Source organism: Mesorhizobium sp. B264B1B, assembly GCF_020165765.1.
Taxonomy (GTDB): domain Bacteria; phylum Pseudomonadota; class Alphaproteobacteria; order Rhizobiales; family Rhizobiaceae; genus Mesorhizobium.
The window spans coordinates 216,792-240,426 of sequence record NZ_JAIUIS010000005.1; the positions used below are offsets into that span (position 1 = coordinate 216,792).

21 protein-coding genes are annotated in these 23,635 nt (G+C 60.7%); 18 read left to right on the top strand and 3 right to left on the bottom strand.

Annotated features, from left to right (window positions below):
• Positions 1 to 62 precede the first annotated feature (62 nt).
• Together ppdK and LB547_RS12625 are read left to right on the top strand one after the other, a co-directional pair.
• Positions 63 to 2,741: a pyruvate, phosphate dikinase gene (gene ppdK / locus LB547_RS12620; RefSeq protein WP_140494920.1), complete on the top strand. Its 2,679-nt coding sequence runs from the start codon at positions 63 to 65 to the stop codon at positions 2,739 to 2,741.
• A 144-nt stretch (positions 2,742 to 2,885) separates the two neighbouring features.
• Positions 2,886 to 3,626: a polysaccharide deacetylase family protein gene (locus LB547_RS12625; RefSeq protein WP_140494917.1), complete on the top strand. Its 741-nt coding sequence runs from the start codon at positions 2,886 to 2,888 to the stop codon at positions 3,624 to 3,626.
• Positions 3,627 to 3,664: 38 nt separating this feature from the next.
• On the opposite strand, the gene LB547_RS12630 is transcribed toward LB547_RS12625, so the two are convergent.
• Positions 3,665 to 4,054, bottom strand: a complete 390-nt coding sequence (locus tag LB547_RS12630) for a DUF427 domain-containing protein (protein WP_140494914.1) — start codon at positions 4,052 to 4,054, stop codon at positions 3,665 to 3,667.
• Between the two features lie 139 nt (positions 4,055 to 4,193).
• The gene (locus tag LB547_RS12635) at positions 4,194 to 4,550 is read right to left on the bottom strand and encodes a hypothetical protein (RefSeq protein WP_140494911.1); all 357 of its coding nucleotides are present in this window, start codon (positions 4,548 to 4,550) and stop codon (positions 4,194 to 4,196) included.
• A 305-nt stretch (positions 4,551 to 4,855) separates the two neighbouring features.
• On the opposite strand from LB547_RS12635, the gene LB547_RS12640 reads away from it, so the two are divergent.
• Complete coding sequence (locus LB547_RS12640; protein ID WP_140494909.1) at positions 4,856 to 6,484, top strand: fatty-acid--CoA ligase; 1,629 nt, start codon at positions 4,856 to 4,858, stop codon at positions 6,482 to 6,484.
• 175 nt (positions 6,485 to 6,659) lie between these two features.
• Positions 6,660 to 7,445 carry a DUF1499 domain-containing protein gene (locus LB547_RS12645; RefSeq protein WP_140762680.1) on the top strand — a complete coding sequence of 262 codons (786 nt, stop codon included), beginning with the start codon at positions 6,660 to 6,662 and terminating at the stop codon, positions 7,443 to 7,445.
• A 10-nt stretch (positions 7,446 to 7,455) separates the two neighbouring features.
• On the opposite strand, the gene LB547_RS12650 is transcribed toward LB547_RS12645, so the two are convergent.
• On the bottom strand, positions 7,456 to 8,364 hold the full coding sequence (locus LB547_RS12650) for an MBL fold metallo-hydrolase (RefSeq protein ID WP_140494904.1): 909 nt from the start codon (positions 8,362 to 8,364) through the stop codon (positions 7,456 to 7,458).
• A 117-nt stretch (positions 8,365 to 8,481) separates the two neighbouring features.
• Here LB547_RS12650 and LB547_RS12655 point away from each other — a divergent pair, with 117 nt between their 5' ends.
• The 14 genes from LB547_RS12655 to LB547_RS12720 all read left to right on the top strand — a co-directional run bounded on the left by LB547_RS12655 (position 8,482) and on the right by LB547_RS12720 (position 23,624).
• Positions 8,482 to 9,072: a biotin transporter BioY gene (locus LB547_RS12655; RefSeq protein ID WP_140494902.1), complete on the top strand. Its 591-nt coding sequence runs from the start codon at positions 8,482 to 8,484 to the stop codon at positions 9,070 to 9,072.
• 353 nt (positions 9,073 to 9,425) lie between these two features.
• Positions 9,426 to 10,748, top strand: a complete 1,323-nt coding sequence (locus LB547_RS12660) for a sugar transferase (protein ID WP_140494900.1) — start codon at positions 9,426 to 9,428, stop codon at positions 10,746 to 10,748.
• A gap of 41 nt (positions 10,749 to 10,789) precedes the next feature.
• A complete protein-coding gene (locus LB547_RS12665; RefSeq protein ID WP_140520790.1) occupies positions 10,790 to 12,064 on the top strand; it encodes a nucleotide sugar dehydrogenase in 1,275 nt (424 codons plus the stop codon).
• On the top strand, positions 12,064 to 13,089 hold the full coding sequence (locus LB547_RS12670) for an NAD-dependent epimerase (RefSeq protein WP_140520789.1): 1,026 nt from the start codon (positions 12,064 to 12,066) through the stop codon (positions 13,087 to 13,089). Before LB547_RS12665 ends, LB547_RS12670 begins: the two co-directional genes overlap by 1 nt.
• 47 nt (positions 13,090 to 13,136) lie before the next feature.
• Positions 13,137 to 13,889 (top strand): class I SAM-dependent methyltransferase, encoded by a 753-nt coding sequence (locus LB547_RS12675; RefSeq protein ID WP_181171718.1) that lies wholly within the window; start codon positions 13,137 to 13,139, stop codon positions 13,887 to 13,889.
• Between the two features lie 144 nt (positions 13,890 to 14,033).
• Entirely contained in the window at positions 14,034 to 15,203 is a 1,170-nt protein-coding gene (locus LB547_RS12680; RefSeq protein ID WP_224655924.1) for a glycosyltransferase, read from the top strand.
• On the top strand, positions 15,085 to 16,335 hold the full coding sequence (locus LB547_RS12685) for a glycosyltransferase (RefSeq protein ID WP_224655923.1): 1,251 nt from the start codon (positions 15,085 to 15,087) through the stop codon (positions 16,333 to 16,335). Before LB547_RS12680 ends, LB547_RS12685 begins: the two co-directional genes overlap by 119 nt.
• 43 nt (positions 16,336 to 16,378) lie before the next feature.
• The gene (locus tag LB547_RS12690; RefSeq protein ID WP_140762671.1) at positions 16,379 to 17,623 is read left to right on the top strand and encodes a hypothetical protein; all 1,245 of its coding nucleotides are present in this window, start codon (positions 16,379 to 16,381) and stop codon (positions 17,621 to 17,623) included.
• Positions 17,616 to 18,947 carry a lipopolysaccharide biosynthesis protein gene (locus tag LB547_RS12695; RefSeq protein ID WP_140762668.1) on the top strand — a complete coding sequence of 444 codons (1,332 nt, stop codon included), beginning with the start codon at positions 17,616 to 17,618 and terminating at the stop codon, positions 18,945 to 18,947. The genes LB547_RS12690 and LB547_RS12695 overlap by 8 nt, the downstream gene beginning before the upstream one ends.
• Before the next feature lie 497 nt (positions 18,948 to 19,444).
• Positions 19,445 to 20,083, top strand: a complete 639-nt coding sequence (locus tag LB547_RS12700; RefSeq protein ID WP_224656117.1) for a glycosyltransferase family 4 protein — start codon at positions 19,445 to 19,447, stop codon at positions 20,081 to 20,083.
• A gap of 29 nt (positions 20,084 to 20,112) precedes the next feature.
• Positions 20,113 to 21,282, top strand: a complete 1,170-nt coding sequence (locus LB547_RS12705) for a glycosyltransferase family 4 protein (RefSeq protein WP_140762662.1) — start codon at positions 20,113 to 20,115, stop codon at positions 21,280 to 21,282.
• A gap of 339 nt (positions 21,283 to 21,621) precedes the next feature.
• Complete coding sequence (locus LB547_RS12710) at positions 21,622 to 22,107, top strand: hypothetical protein (RefSeq protein WP_140663032.1); 486 nt, start codon at positions 21,622 to 21,624, stop codon at positions 22,105 to 22,107.
• Positions 22,108 to 22,214: 107 nt separating this feature from the next.
• The gene (locus tag LB547_RS12715) at positions 22,215 to 22,712 is read left to right on the top strand and encodes a hypothetical protein (protein WP_140671841.1); all 498 of its coding nucleotides are present in this window, start codon (positions 22,215 to 22,217) and stop codon (positions 22,710 to 22,712) included.
• A gap of 21 nt (positions 22,713 to 22,733) precedes the next feature.
• Entirely contained in the window at positions 22,734 to 23,624 is an 891-nt protein-coding gene (locus LB547_RS12720; protein ID WP_224655916.1) for a polysaccharide biosynthesis/export family protein, read from the top strand.
• Positions 23,625 to 23,635 lie beyond the last annotated feature (11 nt).

Consider the following 23,635-nt stretch of genomic DNA (forward strand, 5'->3'; position numbering starts at 1 on the left):
GGATATGGCGGGGCTTTCTGTTTCGTCAATCTTTCCAATCTCCTGCAACCGGAGAGCAAAGCATGACCAAGTGGGTTTTCACCTTTGGCGATGGTGCGGCCGAAGGCCGGGCTGGCGACAAGAATCTGTTGGGCGGCAAGGGTGCCAATCTGGCCGAGATGTGTAGCCTTGGCCTGCCGGTGCCGCCGGGCTTCACCATCACGTCGGAGGTCTGCAACGCCTACTATGCCAACGGCCGCGCCTATCCGGCAGGGCTTGAAGCGGACGTCGCCGTGGCGCTGGACCATATCGGCCGGCTCACCGGCCGCCGTTTCGGCGATCCGTCGAAACTGCTGCTTGTGTCGGTGCGCTCCGGCGCCCGCGCCTCGATGCCTGGCATGATGGACACCGTGCTCAATCTCGGCCTCAACGACGAAACCGTCGAGGCGCTGGCCGCCGATTCCGGCGATGCGCGCTTTGCCTATGACAGCTACCGGCGCTTCATCCAGATGTATTCCGATGTCGTCATGGGGCTCGACCACGAGGTGTTCGAGGAGATCCTCGAGGATCAGAAGGCCAGCCTCGGCCATGAACTCGACACGGAACTGACAGCTATCGAGTGGCAAGGCGTCATCGCGCTCTACAAGGCCAAGGTCGAAGAGGAGCTCGGCAGGCCGTTCCCGCAGGATCCGCACGAACAGCTCTGGGGGGCGATCGGTGCCGTGTTCTCGAGTTGGATGAACAACCGCGCCATCACTTACAGGCGCCTGCACGATATTCCCGAAAGCTGGGGCACGGCGGTCAATGTCCAGGCCATGGTGTTCGGCAACATGGGTGAAACTTCGGCCACCGGGGTCGCCTTCACTCGCAATCCGTCGACCGGCGAAAAGCAGCTCTATGGCGAGTTCCTGGTGAATGCGCAGGGTGAGGACGTCGTCGCCGGCATCCGCACGCCGCAGAACATCACCGAGGCGGCCCGCATCGCCGCCGGCTCCGACAAGCCGTCATTGCAGAAACTGATGCCGGACGCCTTCCAGTCCTTCGTCACCATCTCGGACAGGCTGGAAAAGCACTACCGCGACATGCAGGACCTCGAATTCACCATCGAGCGCGGCAAATTGTGGATGTTGCAGACGAGGTCCGGCAAGCGCACCGCCAAGGCGGCGCTCAGGATCGCCGTCGAGATGGCCAGGGACGGCTTGATCTCGAAAGAGGAAGCGGTCGCCCGCATCGATCCCGCCTCGCTCGACCAGCTCCTGCACCCCACCATCGATCCGAAGGCCGCACGCGACGTCATCGGTGTCGGCCTGCCGGCGTCTCCAGGCGCCGCCACCGGCGAAATCGTCTTTTCCTCCGCGGACGCCGAGGATCTCAAGACACAAGGACGCAAGGCTATCCTGGTGCGTGTCGAGACCAGTCCCGAGGACATCCACGGCATGCATGCGGCGGAGGGCATCCTGACCACGCGCGGCGGCATGACCAGCCATGCTGCCGTCGTGGCGCGCGGCATGGGCAAGCCGTGCGTTTCGGGCGCCGGTTCGCTGCGCGTCGACTATAAGGCAGCTACGCTGATGTCGATGGGGCAGACCTTCCGCAAGGGCGACATCATCACCATCGACGGCGGCAACGGGCAGGTGCTCAAGGGCGCCGTAGCGATGCTCCAGCCCGAGCTTTCCGGCGATTTCGCCGCCATCATGGAATGGGCGGATGCGGTGCGGCGCATGAAAGTGCGCACCAACGCCGAAACCCCGCTCGATGCGCGCATGGCGCGCTCCTTCGGTGCCGAAGGCATCGGCTTGTGCCGCACCGAACACATGTTCTTCGATGGCGCCCGCATTATCGCCATGCGCGAGATGATCCTGGCCGACACCGAAAAGGACCGGCGCGCCGCGCTTGCCAAGCTGCTGCCGATGCAGCGAGCGGATTTCCTGGAGCTGTTCGAGATCATGGCCGGTCTGCCGGTGACCATCCGCCTGCTCGATCCGCCGTTGCACGAATTCCTGCCCAAGACCGAGGCCGAGATAGCCGAAGTCGCGGCGGCGATGAATGTTGCGCCGGACAAGCTCAGGCAGCGCACCGAGGCGCTGCACGAATTCAACCCGATGCTCGGCCATCGCGGCTGCCGGCTTGCTGTGTCCTATCCCGAGATCGCCGAGATGCAGGCGCGCGCCATTTTCGAAGCCGCCGTCGAGGCTGGCCGCAAGGCCGGCGCGCTGGTGGTACCCGAGATCATGGTGCCGCTGGTCGGGCTTGTGAAGGAACTCGACTATGTCAAGGCGCGCATCGATGCGGTGGCCAAGAGCGTCATGGACGAAAGCGGCGTCAAGATCGACTACCTGACTGGAACCATGATCGAGCTCCCCCGCGCGGCGATCCGCGCCCATGTCATCGCTGAATCGGCCGAGTTCTTCTCTTTCGGCACCAACGACCTGACCCAGACGACATTCGGCATCTCGCGCGACGACGCGGCCTCGTTCCTGGAGACCTATCGCCAGAAAGGCATCATCGAACAGGATCCGTTCGTATCGCTGGACATCCATGGCGTCGGCGAACTGGTGCGCATGGCCGCCGAGAAGGGCAGGGCGGCGCGGCCAGGGATCAAGCTCGGCATTTGTGGTGAGCATGGCGGCGATCCGGCCTCCATCCGCTTCTGCGAGGAGGTCGGACTGGACTATGTGTCCTGTTCGCCCTACCGCGTGCCGATCGCCAGGTTGGCGGCCGCGCAGGCGGCCGTTCAGGTGGCAAAGGCGGGCCGCGGCTGAGCGCCTGCCGCCGATCGGAACGAGGAACTGCCGCAAGACGGTCAGATTGTCGCGTCTGGTGCTTTTCTGCTATCCAGCTCCGATTTTCGCCTTCATGCGGGTCTTGGGATGCCTGCGTGAAACGCCCGATTGGAATTGGATTTGATGCGCCTGCTGCAAAAAAATCTCTGCATTGTCGCCATGTCTTTGGCCGTCGTGTCCAGCGGCCATGCCGCATCGCTGGTCGAACCCATCCTGCACATCAAGCCGGATGCAGGTGGAACCGGGCGCATTGCCTTGACCCTCGATGCCTGCGGCGGACGGACCGACAACCGCATCCTCTCGGCGCTGGTGGAAAACAGGATACCTGCGACCATCTTCGTCACCGGCATCTGGCTGAAGCGGAACGCCGCCGCCGTCGAGATCATGCGGGCGCATCCCGACCTGTTCGAACTGGAAAACCACGGCGGCCATCACATCCCGGCCGTCGACACGCCGCAGAAGATCTATGGCATACGCAGCGCCGGCAGTCCGGAAGCGGTTCTGGCCGAGGTCGAGTCGGGCGCCGTCGCCTTGGCCGGGACTGGCGAGCCAGCGCCGAAATGGTTTCGTGGCGCGACCGCGGAGTATAGTCCGTCGGCGATCGCCATGATCCGCAAGCTGGGCTTCAAGATCGCCGGCTTCTCGATCAATGGCGACGGCGGTTCGCTGCTCGGCGCCAGGGAAACCACAAGGCGCATAGAAGCGGCCAAGGATGGCGACGTCATCATCGCCCATATCAACCAGCCGACCCATGCCGCCGGGGAGGGCGTCGTGCAGGGCCTGCTGGCGCTCAAGCAGAAGGGACTGACCTTCGTGCGGCTCGATGATGCCGGAGGCTTCGGCAATAACGGCACCACCGACTGATCGGCAGGACGGCAGGTCCGGCCTCCTCGTTCGTCCGTTCAAGCTGGCTTGGCTTCGATGCTGACCTTGCTTGCGTAGAACGCGCCGTGGTTGCGGATTTCAGCCATTTCGTCGAAAGGCTGCTCATAGGCCCACATCGCATCCTTGCCTGCCTCGGCGGCAGGCAGCACGCTCCAGTAGCTTGCGTCGCCCTTGTAGGGACAATGGGTGGAGGATTGCGTGCCGCTCAGCTTGTTGAAATCGATGTCTGCGAACGGGATGTAAAAGGCGGCCGGATAGGGCGCTTCCGTCAGCACCTTGGCGTTCGTCGATGAGGCGATAACAGTGTCGCCTGCACGCACGGTGACGGTGCCCTTATACGGTTCGACGGTGATGACCTTATCGGGGTTGCGCTGGAAGCCGGGTGCCGGGTTGGCGATCTTGTCCATGCTGTTTCTCCTCGTCTCAGCTTTAAGTGTGTCGACGAGGTGGTTTGCGCAAGGCCGACGGTCGCCAGCAATCCGCAATCAATCTCCAGCCGTGGGCGCTGCCGACGGCATTTTTAGCGATGACCTTGTCCGGCGAGGCTCAGGCCGCGGTTCTGAACGCGTCCATCAGGCCGGCATAGGCGGCCGCGATACCGGCCACGGGATTGCTGCTCCTGGATGCGGTCTCGACTTTCAAGTGGCCGCCGCCGGTCGGCAAGGTGAGCAGCAGGAATTGACGATTGCCGCCATCGCCCACGGATGCCGCGGCGACGTGCTCGCCTTCCCCTTCGTTCTGGACGCACATCTTGAACAGCAGCGTGCCGCCCACCGCTTCGAGCGCACCGCCGACAACTTCAACAAATTCATCTTCGGAAACAGTCTTTGTGTCCGGCACCAGATCGCCCAGGCTTTCGGCAAGCGTGCTTTCCAGTGCCTTATCGTCGAGCTGCGTGTCCATGCGAACCTCTTTCAGTCGCCAATCGCACCCCTTTGCCCATTAACGAAACTTAATGCCGACGATGGCCGGATTGTGGCGGATTCTCCTCTCGGTCGAGTAATTTAGACTTCTCTGATATAATGGATTTCAAGGCCGCCGGTCCTATGAGATGAGCGCCAGGCATTCGGACCTCCAAGAAAAGACACGACTCGATCGCTTGCCTGCGCGACCGGCATTCGGATTTCGTTCGCCACCGGCGGTGGCTGGACAATCCACCGGTTCGCTTCACAATGGCAACAAAAGCGAGGAGCGTAAGGGAGGAACGAATGCTGGGGCTGATGCAGGAATGGCCGCTTCTTTGCCATAAGCTTATCGACAACGCAGAGCGGCAGCATGGCGCGCGAGAGATCGTATCGCGCTCGATCGAAGGTCCGATCGTGCGCACAACCTACGCCAGCATCCATCGTCGCGCCCTGAAGGTCTCCCAGCGCCTGGAGCGTGACGGCTATCGGCTGGGCGACCGCATTGCGACGCTGGCCTGGAACACGGCGCGCCACATCGAGGCCTGGTATGGCATCATGGGCATCGGCGCGATCTATCACACGCTCAACCCGCGGCTGTTTCCCGAGCAGATCGTCTGGATCATGAACCATGCCGAAGACAAGGCGGTCTTTGTCGACCTGACTTTCCTCCCTTTGCTCGAGAAGATCGCCGGCGCGGTCAAGTCCCTGAAACAGGTGATCGTGCTGGCCGACAGGGCGCATCTGCCGCAGACCATGCTGCCCAACGTCGTCGCCTACGAGGAATGGCTCGACGAGGCCGATGGCGATTTCGCCTGGAAGAGCTTCGACGAAGGCACCGCCGCCGGCATGTGCTATACGTCTGGAACCACTGGCGATCCAAAGGGCGTCGTCTACAGTCACCGCTCGAATGTCCTGCACGCCATGATCGCCGCCATGCCCGACGCGATGGGCCTGTCTTCGCGCGACACGATCCTGCCGGTGGTTCCGATGTTCCACGCCAATGCCTGGGGCCTTGGCCAGAGCGCACCGATGATCGGCGCCAAGCTTGTCATGCCGGGCTGCAAGATGGACGGCGCCTCCATCTATGAATTGCTCGACACCGAGAAAGTAACCTTCAGTGCCGCCGTGCCGACCGTGTGGATGATGCTGCTGCAATATCTGGAGGAGACCGGCAGGAAGCTGCCCTACCTCAACAAGGTTGTCATCGGCGGCTCGTCATGCCCACGCATCATCACCAAGAAATTCCAGGACAATTACGATGTCCAGGTCGTCCACGCCTGGGGCATGACCGAAATGTCGCCGCTCGGCACACTGTGTACGCTGAAGCCGGACTATGCAGGCCTTAAGGGTGACGCCCGGCTCGATGTCCAGGGCAAGCAGGGTTACCCGCCCTTCGGCGTCGAGATGAAGGTGACGGACGACGAAGGCAACGCGCTGCCTTGGGACGGCAAGACATTCGGGCGGCTGAAGGTGCGCGGCCCCGCGGTGGCCAGCGCCTACTACGGCGGCGCCGGCTCGGAGCAGTTCGACGAGGATGGCTGGTTCGATACCGGGGATGTCGCCCACATCGACGCTGGCGGCTATATGCAGATCACCGATCGCGCCAAGGACGTCATCAAGTCCGGCGGCGAATGGATTTCGACCATCGACCTGGAGAATCTGGCCGTCGGCCATCCCGATGTCGCCGAGGCAGCCGCCATTGGCGTCCCTCATTCGAAATGGGGCGAGCGGCCTTTGCTGGTGGTTGTCCGCAAGCCGGGGAAGGAACCGACCAAAACCGATATCCTTGGTTTTCTCGACGGTAAGGTGGCCAAATGGTGGATGCCCGACGACGTCGCCTTCGTCGGCGAAATTCCGCACACCGCCACCGGCAAGATCCAGAAGATCACCTTGCGCCAGCAATTCAGGGACTACCGCTTGCCGACGGATTGACGCGATATTGCGTGTCTCGGCCTGATGCGGTCGTAAAAGGACAGTGCAGCGACGTGCACCTTTCCGGCAGGGCACGATAGCATTTCCAACTGGCGCACGATCCTCCTCGAAAATCGATTCCGATTTTGGTGGCCATGCGCTAAGTCTTCTTCGGCTTGGGATGACGCAGAGAAACATGGTCAGCATTTCGGAACGGCAAACGTCGAAGGCTGCCGGATGGTCGCGGCGCACCGCTGCTTTTTCGGCGGTGCTTTTGCTGACCGTGTTCGTCGGCCATTATTTCAACCTCGTTGAAACGCCGGTGTTCCTGTGGGTGTTGGCTATCGTCGCGCTGTTGGCGGCGCTGGCGCTGCTGTTCGCCGGATTTGCCTTCTCGAGGGTGTGGAATTTTGGCGACTATGGCGGCCACGACATCACGGTCGGCGTCTTGCTGGCAGTGCTGGTGCTGACCCCCTATGGCATCGCCGCCTATTGGGCGACAATCTTTCCGCCGCTCAGGGATATTTCGACCGATTTCGACGAACCGCCGGCACTCGACGTCACCGGTCGCACGAAGGACATGAACGTGCTCTCGCCGCCGACGCCCGGCGAGCAGCGGTTGCAGACCGACAGCTATCCGCTTGTCACCGCGCGCAGCTACGACCTGCCGTTCGAGACCGTCGTCACTGCCGTTGAAACCGTGCTCGACCGCCGCAATTGGGATCTTACCGGACCCTATCCCGAACTCGCCGGGCAAAGCGACGTGACGATTACCGCTGTCGCCAGGAGCTTCGTGTTGGGCCTCCCCGCAGACGTGGCAATTCGCATCACGGACGACGGGGATACGGTTCTCGTCGACATGCGGTCGGCTTCCCGCTACGGCCGCTACGACCTCGGCGACAACGCTGCGCGCATCACCGACTTTCTGGCGGAGTTGGACCAGGAAGTCGCCGGCCAGGTCGGCGCGGCTCCGGCCGAATAGATGCTCGGGCCTAAGGGGCTGGCCTAAAAATGCCGTCTATGGCCGGCGCGGCGTCTGTCGCGACCAGGCCGCGCGCCACCAGATCCTCCAGATGGGCAAGCACCGACAACCCGGCGGCGCCATGCAGCCGCGGGTCGGTATCCCTGTAGATCGCCTTGACCATGTCTGCGATCGTGCGGTCGCCCGCGCGGATCCGCTCAAATATGGCCCGTTCGCGCATTTTGCGATGGGTCTTCAACCCGCGCATGAAGCCACGCGGTGCCGTCACCGGCCCGCCGTGGCCGGGCAGCAGCAGGCGGTCGCCGCGTTCGATCAGCCGGTCCAGCGAGGCCATGTAGTCCGCCATCGCCCCGTCCGGCGGCGCGACGATGGAGGTCGCCCACGCCATGACGTGGTCGGCCGAAAACAGGATGCCGGTGCCCTCCAGCGCGAATGCCGCGTGGTTGGCGGTATGGCCGGGGGTCAGGACCGTGCGGATTGCCCAGCCGTCGCCGGCGACCAGCGCGCCGTCCGGCAGCGCGAGATCGGGAACGAAAGCGGTATCGGCGCTGGCATCGAGCGCGTTGATCTCGCCAATATGCAATGGCCTTGCCGGCCGGTGCGGCCCTTCCGCCATCACCTGGGCTCCGGTCTCCTGCTTCAGCCGTGCCGCCAGCGGGGAATGGTCGCGATGCGTGTGGCTGACGAAGATGTGGCTGACCGGCCTGCCGGCGATGACGTCGAGCAAGGTGCGAAGGTGAGCTTCGTCATCCGGCCCCGGATCGATCACTGCCAGCGTATCGCGTCCGACGATGTAGCTGTTGGTGCCGTGAAAGGTGAAGGGACTTGGATTTCGGGCCGTGACGCGCTGCACGTCGGGCGCGACGCTGACGCCCCCGCCGTAGCAGGGATCGAAGCTGGTATCGAATTCGAGGGCCATGACGGTGTCGATGCCTGTTGCGGGAATGGCAAAACCGATTGCCGCATAGCACGCAAGCCAATATAGGAAAACGCAAGACCGCGATCATCGGATGGCGGCACTCGGATGGGGAAGACCATGGCAACTGCAACGACGATGCGCCCGCTTGTTTCTCTGGCTCTGCCGCAAGATGGCGCGGCGCGGCTGGCAACGCAGTTCTTCCTGGCGATAGCCGGGACATTGCTCCTGACCCTGTCGGCCAAGACCAAGGTGGTTCTGGGGCCAGTCGATATTTCGATGCAGACGCTCGCCGTCCTGCTGATCGGGGCCGCTTTCGGCCTGCGGCTCGGCGTCGCCACCCTGCTGCTCTATATGGCCGAGGGCGCGATGGGCTTCCCGGTCTTCCAGAGCACGCCGGAAAAGGGAATTGGCATTGCCTACATGCTCGGCTCGACCGGCGGCTATCTCGCCGGCTTCGTGGTCATGGCGGCGATTGCCGGCTGGGCCGCCGATCGCGGCTGGGATCGCCATCCGATCAAGCTTTTCAACGCGATGCTGGTTGCCGAGTTCGTCATGATGGCCATGGGTTTTGCCTGGCTGGCGATGCTCATCGGTCCGGAAAAATCCTGGCAGTTCGGGGTCGTGCCGTTCATCGTCGGTGATCTGATCAAGGTTGCCCTGGCCGCAAGCCTGGTGCCCGCCGTCTGGTCGCTGCTGAAGCGCAACTGAACTAGCGATCCACTGAGACATTCCGGGGAAGAACCTGGTTCATCCAGGTCGGACGGATGTGACTGGGAGGTCTTGGCCAAGCAGCCAGCCAGTCACCAGAGATACGAACATCCATTTACCTTCATGCGTCCAGACATTCTCGATGGCGGGCAGTAAGCCAATTTATTAGCGATAGCTTTTGAACCGCATTCAGCGACGCGATTGATAAAAAATCCTGCCGATTGCTACAGTGTAAATAGATACTTGCTGGTATCGTTACAGTGTCGTAGCTCTTGATCTTCGACTGAGTCGAACAGCCAGTAGCGAGAGGCCCGATTCCGCTTTGCGAATGAACGGCCAAGCCAAGCGCATTATTGCAATGGCAATCGCCGACATGGCAGCTTCGAGGGGGGAAGAAGTTGAATGTCGCAACATCAACTCTTGTCGGAAGCCGGCACTTCCTGTTCAGAATTCGCTTTCAACTTATTGGCGGACTGACGTTCGCGATCGTCGCGCCGGCCCTCATCCGGATCGCCTTCAAACCCGATGCGGTCTACGTCGCCAATCTCCAGGTAACCGTCGCTGCCGCGGTCATTGCGCATGTAGCAGGCTTCCTTGCCTATCGGCGTATCGGGAATTTCCCCGGCGTGGCCGCTGCCAGCTACATCCTGCCGACATTTGTGCTGTCCTACGGGCTTGTTTTCCTGACTATTTTCTTTTTTCGTTTCGAGTACAGCCGGTTTCAGGCGGCTGCCAGCTTCACCCAGTCCACGCTCTGGTATTTTGGCCTGAGCATCATAACGCGGCATCTCGAACCGTACCGGCTGGTCGTCATTCCCGGCGGGAACGTAGAGCGCCTAAGGACACTGCCGGGAGTGCATTGGTTCTGGATCACTTCGCCTGGCACCGTCATCGAACGGGCGAATGGCGTGGTTGTCGATCTGCGGGCCGACCTTGACGCCGAATGGGAACGATACATCGCGGACCGGGCCCTTTCGGGCACGCCGGTCTACCACGTCAAGCAGGTCAGCGAATCGCTGACCGGCCGCGTCGAGATCGAACACCTGTCGGAAAACACGCTCGGCTCGCTCAATCCGAACCAGGCCTATCTCAAGATCAAGCAGGCAATCGACTGGATCTCCGCGCTTGTCATGGTCGTGGCTCTTTCACCTTTCGTGGTGTTGATCGCGCTGCTGATCCGGCTGGACTCGGAGGGCCCGGTGCTGTTTCGCCAGCCCCGCATTGGCTACAGGGGCCGGATCTACACGGTCTACAAGTTTCGTTCGATGAGGCAGCAAGCCGGCATTGGCAGCGACAAGGACAAGGCGATCACGAAACGTGACGACGATCGCATCACCCGGATAGGGCGTTTTTTACGCAAGTTCAGGATCGACGAGCTGCCGCAGGCCATCAACATCCTGCGCGGCGAAATGAGCTGGATCGGGCCACGGCCCGAGGCTGTCGTCCTGTCGCACTGGTATGAGGCGGAATTGCCGTTCTATCGCTACCGGCACATCGTCAGGCCAGGTGTGAGCGGGTGGGCGCAAGTAAACCAGGGGCATGTTGCGGCGGTCGACGATGTGATGGAGAAATTACACTACGATTTTTACTACATAAAGAACTTCTCGCCTTGGCTTGATGTTCTCATCACCCTCAGAACCATAAAGACGATGATTACCGGCCATGGTGCGCGATAGCGGAGGCCGTGGCTGATTAAGGTTTGCCGGATAGGAAGCAAATGGACCTCGGCTCCAGGAAAATAGCTGTCATCGGGCTTGGCTATGTGGGTTTGCCGCTGGCGGTGGCCCTCGGAGCGATCAGGGACGTCGTCGGCTTCGACATCAGCCAATCGCGTGTGGATGCGCTGAGGCGTGGCGAGGATCACACGCTCGAGGCCAGCAGAGATGAAATCGACGCCGCCACGCGGCTGCGGTTCACCAGCGACAAGGTCGATCTGCGGGATTGCGGAGTTTTCATCGTCACTGTCCCCACTCCGATCGACAGGGCCAACCGGCCGGACCTGAAGCCCCTTGTCATGGCGTCCGCCACGGTCGGCGAGGTGATCTCCCCCGGTGCGGTGGTAATCTTTGAATCGACCGTCTATCCCGGCTGTACGCAAGAGGTGTGTGCGCCGCTGATCGAGAAACATTCGGGGCTGCGCTACAACGAAGACTTCTTCCTGGGCTACAGCCCTGAGCGCATCAACCCCGGCGACCGCGAGCACCGGCTTCAGACGATCGTCAAGGTGACCAGCGGCTCCACGCCGGAGGTGGCGGACGCCATCGACGCGCTCTATGCCTCGATCGTTCCCGCCGGCACGCACCGCGCCTCGAGCATCGCGGTCGCCGAGGCAGCCAAGGTCATCGAGAACACGCAACGCGACCTCAACATCGCTCTGATGAACGAATTGTCGCTGATCTTCGGCAAACTGGGCATCGACACGTCGGAGGTGCTGGAAGCGGCCGGCACCAAATGGAATTTCCTGCGCTTCAGCCCTGGTCTCGTCGGCGGCCACTGCATAGGCGTCGATCCCTATTATCTGACCCACAAGGCTCAAGAACTCGGCTATCATCCCGAGGTGATTCTTGCCGGTCGCCGCATCAACGACGGCATGGGCCGGCATGCAGCGGACCAGACGGCCCGCCTTATGATGCGCAAGGGCATACCTGTCGTTGGCAGCCGGATTCTGGTCATGGGCGCGGCCTTCAAGGAAAACTGTCCGGACCTGAGAAACTCCAAGGTCGCCGACATTGTCGCGCAGCTGAGGCAGTACAATGCCGGCATCGATATCTGGGATCCTTGGGTCGATGCGCAGGAATGCGCGCGCGCCTTTGGCGTAACGAGCGTTAAAGAGATGCCCGCCGCGCGTTACGATGGCGTTGTCGTCGCCGTGGGGCACGGGCAGTTTCACACCCTGGGCGTTGCCGGTCTTCGGGCGCTTTGCAAGGACCCTAGCGTCGTCTACGACATCAAGGGTCTGTTCCCCAGGGATGTTACGGACGGGCGGTTCTGATGAAGGTTCTGGTCACCGGCGCTGCCGGCTTCATAGGCTATCACGTCGCCAGGCGGCTGCTCGAACGCGGCGACGAGGTCGTCGGCATAGACAGCATCAACGACTACTATGATCCGCAGATCAAGCAGGCGCGGCTGCGGCTTCTGGCCGAAGCAAGCCGCAACACCAATGCGGGCTACCATTTCATCCACGGTAATCTCGCAGAGCGAAACGTGGTGGACGGCTGCTTTGCCGATCACGCCTTCGACAGGGTGATCCATCTCGCCGCCCAGGCCGGCGTCCGCTACAGCCTTGAAAACCCGCACGCCTATGTCGAGAGCAACATTATCGCCTACGCCAACATGCTGGAGGCCTGCCGCAACAGCCGTGTCGGCCACCTGACCTATGCCAGCACGTCGAGCGTCTATGGCGCCAATACCGACATGCCGTTTTCCGAGCATCGCCCGGCGGATCATCCGCTGCAGTTCTACGCCGCAACCAAGCGCGCCAACGAGCTGATGGCGCACAGCTACAGCCACCTGTTCGGGCTGCCGACCACGGGCTTGCGTTTCTTCACAGTGTACGGCCCTTGGGGACGTCCCGACATGGCGCTGTTCCTGTTCACCAGGAACATCCTGGCCGGCGAGCCGATCAAGCTGTTCAACAACGGCAATCATACACGCGACTTCACCTATGTCGAAGATATCGCCGAAGGCGTGATCCGCGCCAGCGACAGCCCCGCCGCGGCTAACCCCGCCTGGGATTCCGATAATCCGGATCCTGCGACGAGCAGCGCGCCTTGGCGCATTTTCAACATCGGCAACAACAACCCGGTGAAGCTGACCGCCTATGTCGAGGCGCTTGAAAACGCGCTTGGCCGTAAGGCCATCGTGGAGCTCTTGCCGCTGCAGGCCGGAGACGTGCCTGACACTTTTGCCGATACTTCGGCGCTGCAGGCGGCGGTCGGCTATCGTCCCGGCACGTCCGTGACGGAGGGCGTCGGGCGGTTCGTCGAATGGTACCAGGCCTATTTTGAGCGGAGGTAGGGGGGAGGTCACGTCTTGTCCACGAAATCGATGACGGGATAGCGTCGTTGCTGCGGGGCTTTGTTCGCACGAACGTGGCGGTCTCAGAATGTCTGGACCGAGCCTTGCCGCTACGGCTGCGCGTGGATGGCAACCACGCCTTTGCTGCGGAAATCGCACCGGTGCTCTTTACACCTAACGCACTGGTCTATGATCTGGGCGGAGGAGCAAGGCCGCTTGTAAGCCTAGCCGAGAAGCGTCGTCTGGGGCTGGTTGTCGTCGGGGTGGACCGCGATGCCAAGGAACTGTCGAAGGCTCCGGGCGAGATCTATGACGAGCGGATCGAGGCGGACCTTACTTCGTTCAGGGGGATGGGAGATGCCGATCTGGTCATATGCCAGGCCACTCTGGAGCACGTCCGCGACGGCGAAGGCGCATTTCGCGGCATTGCCAGCTGCGTAAGGCCGGGCGGCACGGTCGCCATTTTCTCGCCTTCACGCAACGCCGTTTTCGCCAGGCTCAATCGGGTCTTGCCCGAGGCGATCAAGCGTCGCCTGCTGTTTGCGGTCTATCCGGACAAGGGCAGGGGGCACGACGGCTTCCCAGCCTTCTATGACAGATGCCTGCCGAGCGAGGTGGAAAGGATCGCAGCGCAAAATGGCCTGGAACTCGTCCAGCGTCATCTGTTCTGGAGGAGTTCATACTTCTACGCTTTCGTGCCGGCCTTCCTTGTCTGGCGCCTCTGGCTAGGTCTCTCGGCTCTTCTCATCGGGAAGGATGCGGCTGAAACCTACGCCTATGTCTTTCGGCGAAGACATTGATCACCCGAAGATATTCTCCGCTTTCGTGGACCCGAGTGCGACGGCTGTCTCCCCGGTATCCGGGTGGAGCATCGCTCATCGCGCACGGTCAGGCGCAAGCAAAAAAGCTTTCGCCGTGACCGGCCAGGAAAGGTGGCGAACCGAGTGACGTGCACGCGCCAAGACAAGAGATCGCCAGGCAGCCCAGCAGCTCGGATTGCTATCTTCATTCCCTCTCTTCGTGCTGGCGGCACCGAGCGGGCAATGCTCACCCTGGCCAGCGAATTTGGCCGGCGCGGCTTGCCGATCGATCTGGTGCTTGGGTGTGCGACGGGCGAGTATCTCGCTTTGGTTCCGAAGACGATAAGGATACAGGACCTCCGAGCCTCGCGGTTGCTGTTTTCCGTATTGGCTTTGATCCGGTATTTGAGGCGGGAGCAGCCGCGGGTGATGCTGACGGCGTTACCCCATGCCAATATCGTTGGCATCGTCTCGTCCATGCTCTCGCTCCGCCGGATACCGATCGTGATATCCGAAAGGAGTAATCTTTCCAGGACCGTCGCGGATACGAAGCTGGTTCGTGAGAAGTTTCTGCCATTTCTCATGCGGCTGACCTATGGTCGTGCCAGCACGATCATCACTGTATCGCATGGCGTCGCGGAAGACCTGACCCAGAGCATCGGGGTCGACCGGAATTCCGTCAAAACGATCTACAATCCCCTGGACATCAAACATGTTGAAGAGCAGGCGGATGAACCGCTCGATCATCCTTTCGCGGTCGAGGATGGCAGGGTTTTGTTGGTGGCCGTTGGGCGGCTTGATTTCGCAAAAGACCATGCCACGCTCATAAGCAGCTTCGCGCGGATTGCGAGGAAGAGACCCGTCAAATTGGCCATTGTCGGGGAAGGACCGCTGCGGGGATCGCTTCAAACCCTGATCGACGAACTCGAGCTGAATTCTTCGGTCGCTCTGGTCGGCTTTTCGAAGAATCCGTATCCGTGGATGCGGCGGGCAGCGTTGTTTCTTCAATCCTCCCGCAGGGAGGGATTTCCAAACACGATCATCGAAGCAATGGCTTGCGGGACCAACGTGGTGAGCACCAACTGCGAAAGCGGTCCGGCCGAGATACTCGAGGACGGCAAGTGGGGGCGTCTCGCCGCGGTCGGAGATGCCCAGGGTTTTGCGGCAGAAGTGATGGCCGCCCTTGATGAAGCTGATCCTCCAGACGTCAGGCGTCGGGCGCGGGATTTCAGTGTCGAAAAGGTGGCCGACGCCTACCTGCTCGCGATGGGTGTCGATCCCACGAACGCCGTGGGGAAGGAGCGGTCGTATTAAGATCCTGCACGTCATCACCGGACTTGAGAACGGCGGCGCCGAGGCAGCGCTATACCGCCTGTGCACGGCCGAGCGCAGCCATTCCCATTTTGTCGTCTCGCTTTCGGGTGACGGAAAATATGGCCCGTTGCTTCGCGCGGCCAAAATACCGCTCGCCTGCCTGGCGATGCCAAAGGGAAGGTTGAGTCTCAAGGGGCTCGCCTCGCTCAGGCGCGTGTTCTCGACCTATCGGCCGGACGTGGTTCAGTGCTGGATGTATCACGCCAACCTCGTCGGAGGCGTCCTGGCGCGGCTTGGCGGCATCAGCCCGGTTCTTTGGGGGATGCACAATTGCGGACTGGATCCGCGGGCGGCCTCCTTTACGACCAGGACAGTGGACAGGATATGCGCTCTCATATCCGGTATCATCCCGGCTCGGATTGTCAGTTGCTCGCAAAATGCATCGCGGTGCCACATCCATGCAGGATATTCGAGCTCGAACTGGACGATCATACCGAATGGCTACGATCTGGCCGTGTTCGAGCCGGACGACCGGGCGCGCGCGCGGCTCCGTCGGGATTGGTCGATAGGTGATGGCCAGTTCGTTATCGGAAACGTCGCTCGCTGGCATCCCGACAAGGACCACCAGAATCTCTTCGCTGCCCTGTCCAGGCTGTCGATGCACAAGAGCCTTCCCTTCAAATGTGTTCTTGCCGGCCCGGGTATGACGGCTGAAAACACTGCGCTTGCCGTGCTGTTGGAGCGCTACGATGTTCGCCACAAGGTGAAGCTTCTCGGGCCGAGCGACGACATTGCCGGTTTGATGAATGCATTCGACATTCATGTGCTGGCCTCCAGCAGCGAAGCCTTTCCGAACGTGGTTGCCGAGGCGATGGCATGCGGCACGCCATGCGTGGCAACGGACGTCGGGGACATCGCGATGCTTGTCGGCAACACGGGATTGATCGTTCCGCCGCGGAACCCTGACGCGTTATCGCGTTCCATCGAGATCATGGCTTCGGAAATTCAGGATACCCGGTCTTGGGCGAGCAGGCGGCAAGCATGTCGCGACCGCATCGCTGCGGATTTCTCGCTTGAGCGGATGGCGCACTCGTATGGCTTGCTGTGGGAGAAATCGTCCCTGGGCCGCTAAGGGGTGAGAACAATACGAATATTCAGATGGCGATGGAACGAAAGTGAAGCACCTCAAACGAGATTATTTTGTTTCGCCATTTGCGCTCACGCCGCAAATGTTGTTGCTTTTGTCGAGCTTGGTCTACTTTGTGCCATTCGTCACCGGGGGATTTCAGTATGTTGATGTCAGCAGAAGGAAGTATGATTTCATATATCACGCGGGCACTGGATATGCCATTGCGCTTTCTCTTTCTTGCATTGCTGCCGCGATGCTGGTCTTCATGCCAAGGCGTCAAGATTTCGAAGTCGAAGGCGACGTTCGGGGGGAGTCGATCGTAATAATTGTGATGCTGGTGGTGTTCGGTGGGATTTCGATAGCAAATCCGGCACTTTTTTCGGCCGCAAAGGCCGATGTTTTGTCATCTACCGGGCGGATCCAGTATGTATTTTACAACAGCTGCATCATCGGCATGGTGTTCGGAGCCCTGTCGGGGTGGAAGAAATCCAGGCTGGTCATCATCTTGAGCTGCCTGGGACTGATGCTTACGCTCTATATCGGGCATCGCTCTTCGGTTGCCATCGCGATTTTAGCTTGTTTGTACATAAGGTACAGGAACATTTCCCTGCTTTTGATCAGGAAAAGATACATAATTGGAGGAATTGGCGCATTCTTTTTTCTTGCAGTGTACAAGGCAGTATATGCAGCAATAAAAGCAGGAAATTTTGAACTTGTAGGTCAGAAAATACAATTCGACCAATTGTCCGATTCCGCTCTCGTGGGGCTGGAGCAGTTCGTGACATTGGCTCACCTGGATCTGGTCGTGAAATATGACTACACCTTGCCGTGCTCGAATCTTTGGCTGGTGCTTCTTTCTCTGTTTCCGTTCTCGGATACGGTCTTTGGCAAGGACGGATGCACCTACAACGAGCAGGTTCAGCCGTTCCTATTTCCGGGTTACAGTGGTGGCGTCGCTGCAAACATCTGGGCGGAGTTCTTTGCCAATTTCGGGTATGCCGGATTTCCGCTGCTCGTTGTCATTCTGTCGCTCGTGTGTGTTGCCGTCGAGGTGATAATCCGCAATGTGCGCAGCGCGACGCTCAAGGCCGGGCTGATCGTGGCCATCGTCCATCTCACATTCTACATCCAGCGCAAGGAGCTGCTTGGCGCCTTCATCTCCGCCAAGCGAGCCGTTCTCGTTGCGCTTTTCATTTTTGGCTTGGTTTATGTGCACCGGAAGTGTTTTCCACCGGCCCCCGCCGAGGTGATGCCGCAGGGGGCGCGGGCCTTGCGCCGAGACAATGGCTGAGGACGTGACGGCGGTCGCCAAGCCTTCCGGATGGATGCGCGCGCGGCGGGTTGTCCGCGACGTTACGTTTACGACGTCCGCAAGCGGAGTGGCCGCGTTGTGCTCCATCCTTGCACTGGCGCTCAACGCACGGTCGCTGGGTCCGGGGAATTTTGGCACACTCGCCGTAATTCAGGCCTATGTGGCGTTCGTTTCCGGCCTATGCACGTTCGAGAGCTGGCAGCTAGTGATCAGGCTGTGCGCGAGGTCGCCTTTGCGTCTGGGACCGGCGGCATCTTGCGGAATTGCCCTCGATGTTTCAGCCGCCCTTCTCGCCACGGTCCTGGCAATAGGCGGGATCTTGCTGTTTGGAGAAGCTGTTGGCGTGTCGCGGGATAATCGCCTTCTGGCGATTATCTACAGCCTCACCTTGTTGGCGAGTCTTTCGGGTACGCCGAAAGGTGTGCTTCGGCTGAACGGCCGGTACGACGTCATTGCCGGCAATCAACTCATGCAAGGGGTTGCCGTGGTGGTTGCCTCTCTCGTCCTTTGGATCCTCGATGCCTCATTGCCGGATTATGTAATCGTGCTGGCAGCGGTCGGCGCATTCTACAACCTGACGCTGTTCGTTCGCATGCTGCTCTATGCCAGGCAGGAGCACATCGAACTGCTCAACCCGCTTCGCTCCCGGTCCAAACGCCGTTTCTTCTGGGCGTTTCTTGCCATGGCCACGGGGACCAGTCTGCTCTCGACGCTTGTGAGCGCCAGGCGGCATCTCGCATTGTTCCTTGTCGCGGGCCTGCTGGGAGAGGTCGCCGCGGGCTCCTATTCGCTCGCATCGCGCCTGGCGACGATGGTTTCCCGGCTGACCGGTCCCTTGAACCAGGTGATCTTTCCCGAAATCGCGAAACTGTCCAGGCAAGAGCCTCCTTCTCGTCTATACCGCTTGAACGCCCGCATCACCGTGGTTTCGGCATGCGCTGCCACCGGCATGGCAGTCGTGGGGGTGCTGCTGCAAAACCCCATCGTCCTTCTGGCTGGCGGTTCGGCCTACGCCGAAGCTTCGCTGCTCTTTGCCATTCTGTTCGCTTCAGAATGCTTCGGCCTGGCTGGAATGCATCTCAATCCGTTGATCCAGGTCCTGGCCGGGACGAAGCCGCTTTTGAAAATCACGGCGCTGGCGATCGCCATCTATGTTCCGCTTTGCCTGGCTTTGTCCGGATGGATCGGAATTTCAGGCATCGCCTGGGCCGGCTTGCTGGTATCGGCGGCGGTTTATGCAGCGATGATGGTGGTTTCGCATCTATTGTTGAAAAAGCGGATCCGCCCGGCGGAAGATATCTGAAGGCTGATGTTTTGAGATACCTGTTTTGCCTGCCAAGATACCACACCAATGCGGTACCCTGGGTTCGCATTTTGACTTCGGCGGGGCACCATGTTGCGGTCGACGTAGTCGAAACGAGCGTCACCGAGAATCACGCTCTTGTTTCTCCCAACGTGATGGCTCCATCCGCGCTGTCCCGGATGATCATGCGTCGGCGCTCGAGCAACATTCCGAATTCGCCTTTTTCCTTTCCCGGCGTCTTTTCCTACTGGAAGCGTTTGCAGGCCGAAGACCCCGACGTGGTGATCATCCGCGGAGTGACGCGATGGTTTTGCAGGGTCGCGGCACTCTGTTCAATTCTGCAAGGGCGCAGGCTGGTCATCTACGACCAGGAGGACGCCAAGCCCAGCGCATGGAGTGGCACATGGGTTCGAAGAGCCGTCTTTCATGGCCTAGGCATCCCGCATTTCACCTCACGGCTTTCGCCAAATCTTGGCCCGGCCAAGCTCGGCGATGCCATGTCCCTGCCATTCGGGAGCCCTTTCGAGCCGGCCCGGACTGAAGGCCTGGAAAGCAGGCCATTGCAGTGGCCGCCTCGAATCCTGATGGTGGCAAAATACCGGGAGCGCAAGGGGCACAGTTTGCTTCTGAGGGCGTTGTCCGCGATTTCATCCATGCCCTTCTCCCTGACATTCTGCGGCGAGGAGGCAACGAACGCCGACACGGCTTTCTGTCAGGCCTTGCGGCGCGAGGCTCAGGCGCTTGGCGTGGCGGACAGGCTTCGGTTTCAAAACAACATTGCGCATGACGACATGATCTCGGTCTTCTCCGTTCATGATCTCTTGATACTGCCCTCGCGGGCTGAACCCGCGGCGGTGTCTCCCATCGAGGCGGCCTGGGCGGGATGTGCCGTGCTGATGTCGCGAGACAGCGGCACGAGGTACTACATGCCCGAGGGGGCCGCTTTCGATTTCAACCCCGACGATCCGCAAGACATCGCACGCGCGGTCGCGAGGCTGATCGCTCGGCCACAGGATCTGGGGCCTGCAAGGGACGCCTGCTTCGCCCGCATCTCATCGCTCGCCAGTGACGACGAGATCTTGCGGCTGTTCGAGACCTTTGGGCCGGGCAGGGCACGACTGCATACAAGACGGTGAGCGAAACGGCATTGGGGGAGGCGGGGACGATGCTTGGGATCGGAAGAAAGATAATCATCTCCATCAACACGTCCTGGAATGTCGTCAATTTCCGCAAAGGCCTCATCGAGGCGCTGCAAGGGCGGGGCTATGAAGTGGTGGTTGCGACGCCCAGGGACGAGTATTCGCGCCTGATCCCGCCGATGGGCTGCCGGTATGTCGAAATCGAGATGGATAATTCCGGCACCTCGCCGTTTCGCGACATGGTGCTTCTGTGGCGCTACTGGCGCCTGCTGCGCCGCGAGAGGCCGCTGGCGTTTGTCGGCTTCACCATCAAGCCCAACGTGTTCGGATCGCTGGCGGCAAACCTCAATGGCATCCCGGTCATAAACAATGTTTCAGGGCTCGGCACGGTTTTCGTCCGTGGCGGCCTTCTCCAGAAAATTGCCAAGGTCCTGTACCGGCTGGCGCTGGCCCGTTCGAAAATAGTCTTCTTTCAGAATGACGACGACAGGATGCTGTTCGTCAGCGAGCGCCTGGTCCGCAAGGAACTGACCGCGCTGCTGCCGGGCTCCGGGGTCGACCTTATTCGCTTCTCTCCGGCGCCCCGCCAAAGCCAATCGTCCGGCGCGATCGTCTTTCTGCTGGTGGCCAGGCTTCTCTGGGACAAGGGCGTGGGCGAGTTCGTCGAGGCAGCTCGTCAGATGCGCCGCAACATGCCTGGCGCGCGCTTCCAGCTTCTTGGATTCCTCGATGTCGAGAACCGCACAGCGGTCAGCCGTGCGCAGGTCGAGCGATGGGCAGGCGAAGGCCTGGTCGAGTATCTCGGAACCACCGACGACGTCCGTCCCTTCCTGGACGCGGCCGATTGCGTCGTCTTGCCCTCCTACAGGGAAGGAACGCCGCGCTCGCTGCTGGAAGCAGCCGCGATGGGCAAGCCGCTGATCGCGTCAGATGTGCCCGGCTGCAGGGAGGTGGTGGACCACGGCGTCAACGGCCTGCTGTGCAAGGTGAAAGACGCAGGCGACCTGGCAAGCAAGATGCTCGAATTCGCAACGATGGACGCCGCATCCAGGAACAGGATGGGCATGGAGAGCCGAAGCAAAGTGGAGCGGCAGTTTTCGGAACGGATCGTCATAGAGTGCTACATGACGCAGATAGGGAAGCTCAATGCCTCGCCAGGCGATGAACCGGGCCGGCGTGTAGTTGAACGCGGTTGAAGTTCGAGCCGAGGAGATCAGGCATTCAAGCAGGCGCTAAGCTTGTCTTGCTGCATTGCAGATCGGGACTCGGCTTTCGAGGGGGCTCGGCTTTGATCAAGTTGGGCTCGGTGTAATCAGGATGAAAAGGGAATCGTAATTTCTCTTTGGAGGGCCAGACATCCATCGCCGACAGCTCGGGATTATTTATACGTAATTGCTAAAATGGCGCGTTGTTCAGGTCAAACTTCTCCGCATCGTGCGACACGGGTTGGAATTGTGGCAAAAAAATGTTAGGCGCTGATGTCACCACCTTTTGATCTGGCATATCCGGGATGATTTGAAGGAAAGGCGAAACGGATGAATGTCATCATTAGAACCACAGTGAGCGCGTTGGTTGCCGCGAGCGGTTTCACTTCGGTTTCATCTTTCGCCCAGGACGTATCCTGCAGCTGCGCTGCCGCCTATCGCGGCCCGGCGAGTGCGATTGGATCCATTCGTTCCGCCGATGGCGACGTGATGGTCTCGCAGTCGGTCGGCTATGGTCCTGCAAAGGCGGGGAGCACTCTCGGCCTTGGCAGTCGGGTGGTAGTCGGTACCAAGGGTTCGGCATCCGTACTTGTTGGCGGCTGCAACATGAATGTACCGGCGAATTCCAGTCTGGATGTTTCACGCGTGGGCGGCAACATCTGTCTGAAACTCGTGGGTTCAGAACGGACGGCGGCCATCCAGCCGTCCGGTGGCACAAGTGGGTTTGGCCTGCCCGAAGGGATTTTCGCCGGTGCGCTTGTCACCAGCGGTGTGTTGGCGGCGACGCAGGATGACGACAAAGCGGTCAGTCGCTGAGGGGCGGACCACCGTGAGTGCTGGTGAGTTCTTTGAGTGTTGTTGATCGAAGGGGTGCGTAAGCGATCCGTTCCGGGGGCGGGTCGTTGGTTCGAAGGGGGGTAGAAATGACCGGGCGTCATCGGGTTGGGGTTGTCTTCGCTTTTATCACGCTCGCCGGGGGAGGTGCCTGGTTTACAGCGTCCGATGCTGTTGCCCAGTCGGCACAGACATGTTCGTGCCTGGCCGCTGCGCCCGTGTCTGGCATTGTCGGCCAGTTCACCCAAGTCCGGGGTGATGTGCAGATGTCGCAGGCCGGCGGTTACGCCGGGGTGGGCGCGGGAGCGCCGATTTATCCAGGCGCGCGCATCATGACCGGGCCGCAAGCATCGGCTTCCTTGGCCATCGGCGCCAATTGCGCGCTTGATGTTCCGGCCAACGCGACCGTCAGCATCGATCCAGTGCAAGACGGTATGTGCGTCTCGCTTGATGCGCAGCAGGCTGCCATCGGACCTGCCAATTCCGGACCTGGCATTTTGCCGGTGCTGTTGGGCGCCGGCGCGGTTGGTGGCGGCGCCGCACTGGCTATTGGACTACAGGATGACGACGACGCAGTCAGCCGCTAGCCAAGGTCTGGTCTCGCCGGTTTGCGCAAGCTCGGGCGCGATAGTGCAGAACCAGTTGCTCACGCCATCGGAAAAAAGCCGGGCCAGCTGTGCGGGCCATTTCGATGGACTGCCCAAGCTGTTCAAAAGTGGGGCTCTGTGATGGGCATTCTCGATCTTGAGGGAACTGGCGCGGGAATGCCGGCACTGCTTATATTGCTCGCCCTCTCTGCTTGCGCGAGCAGTTCATCATCGTCCACGAGCTCTGTCGATGCGCTGCAGCCGACATCGTCCTCAACGGCGCTTGCCGGGGGCGGCGCGCTACAGATGGTGACGGATCTGCCGGCACCGCAGAATACCCAAAACGGCAGCGAGCAGCCGCTGTCTGCCAACGATGTACTCGAAGTCAGCGTATTCCAGGTCGACAACCTGAACAGGACGGTTCAGGTGGACGCCGGCGGCCAGATTTCCCTTCCGCTTATCGGGACGATGACAGCGGCCGGCAAGACGGTCCGCCAGCTCGAAAAGGATATCGAGACAGCCTATGGCGCAAAATATCTGCAATCGCCGGATGTGACAATTTTCGTCAAGGAATCGATAGGCCAGCGCATCACGGTCGACGGTGAGGTCAACAGGGCCGGCATCTATCCGGTGTCCAGCAGCGCCTCCTTGCTGGATGCGATCGCCCTTGCCGGAGGCTTCAACGCCATCGGCGATGCCGGCAAGGTCTTCGTCTACCGCAATGTCGGTCAAAACAAGCTGGTCGCAAACTACAATGTCGAGGAAATCCGCGCCGGCAAGAATCGCAACCCGCGTATCTATGGGGGCGACGTGGTCGTGGTTTTCGCTTCGAAGTCGAAAATCGCAATGAACAATTTGAAGGATGCCCTGGGCCTCGCGTCGAGCGCGGCCCGAATTGCGGTCATTCCGTAAGGGAGGCCTGG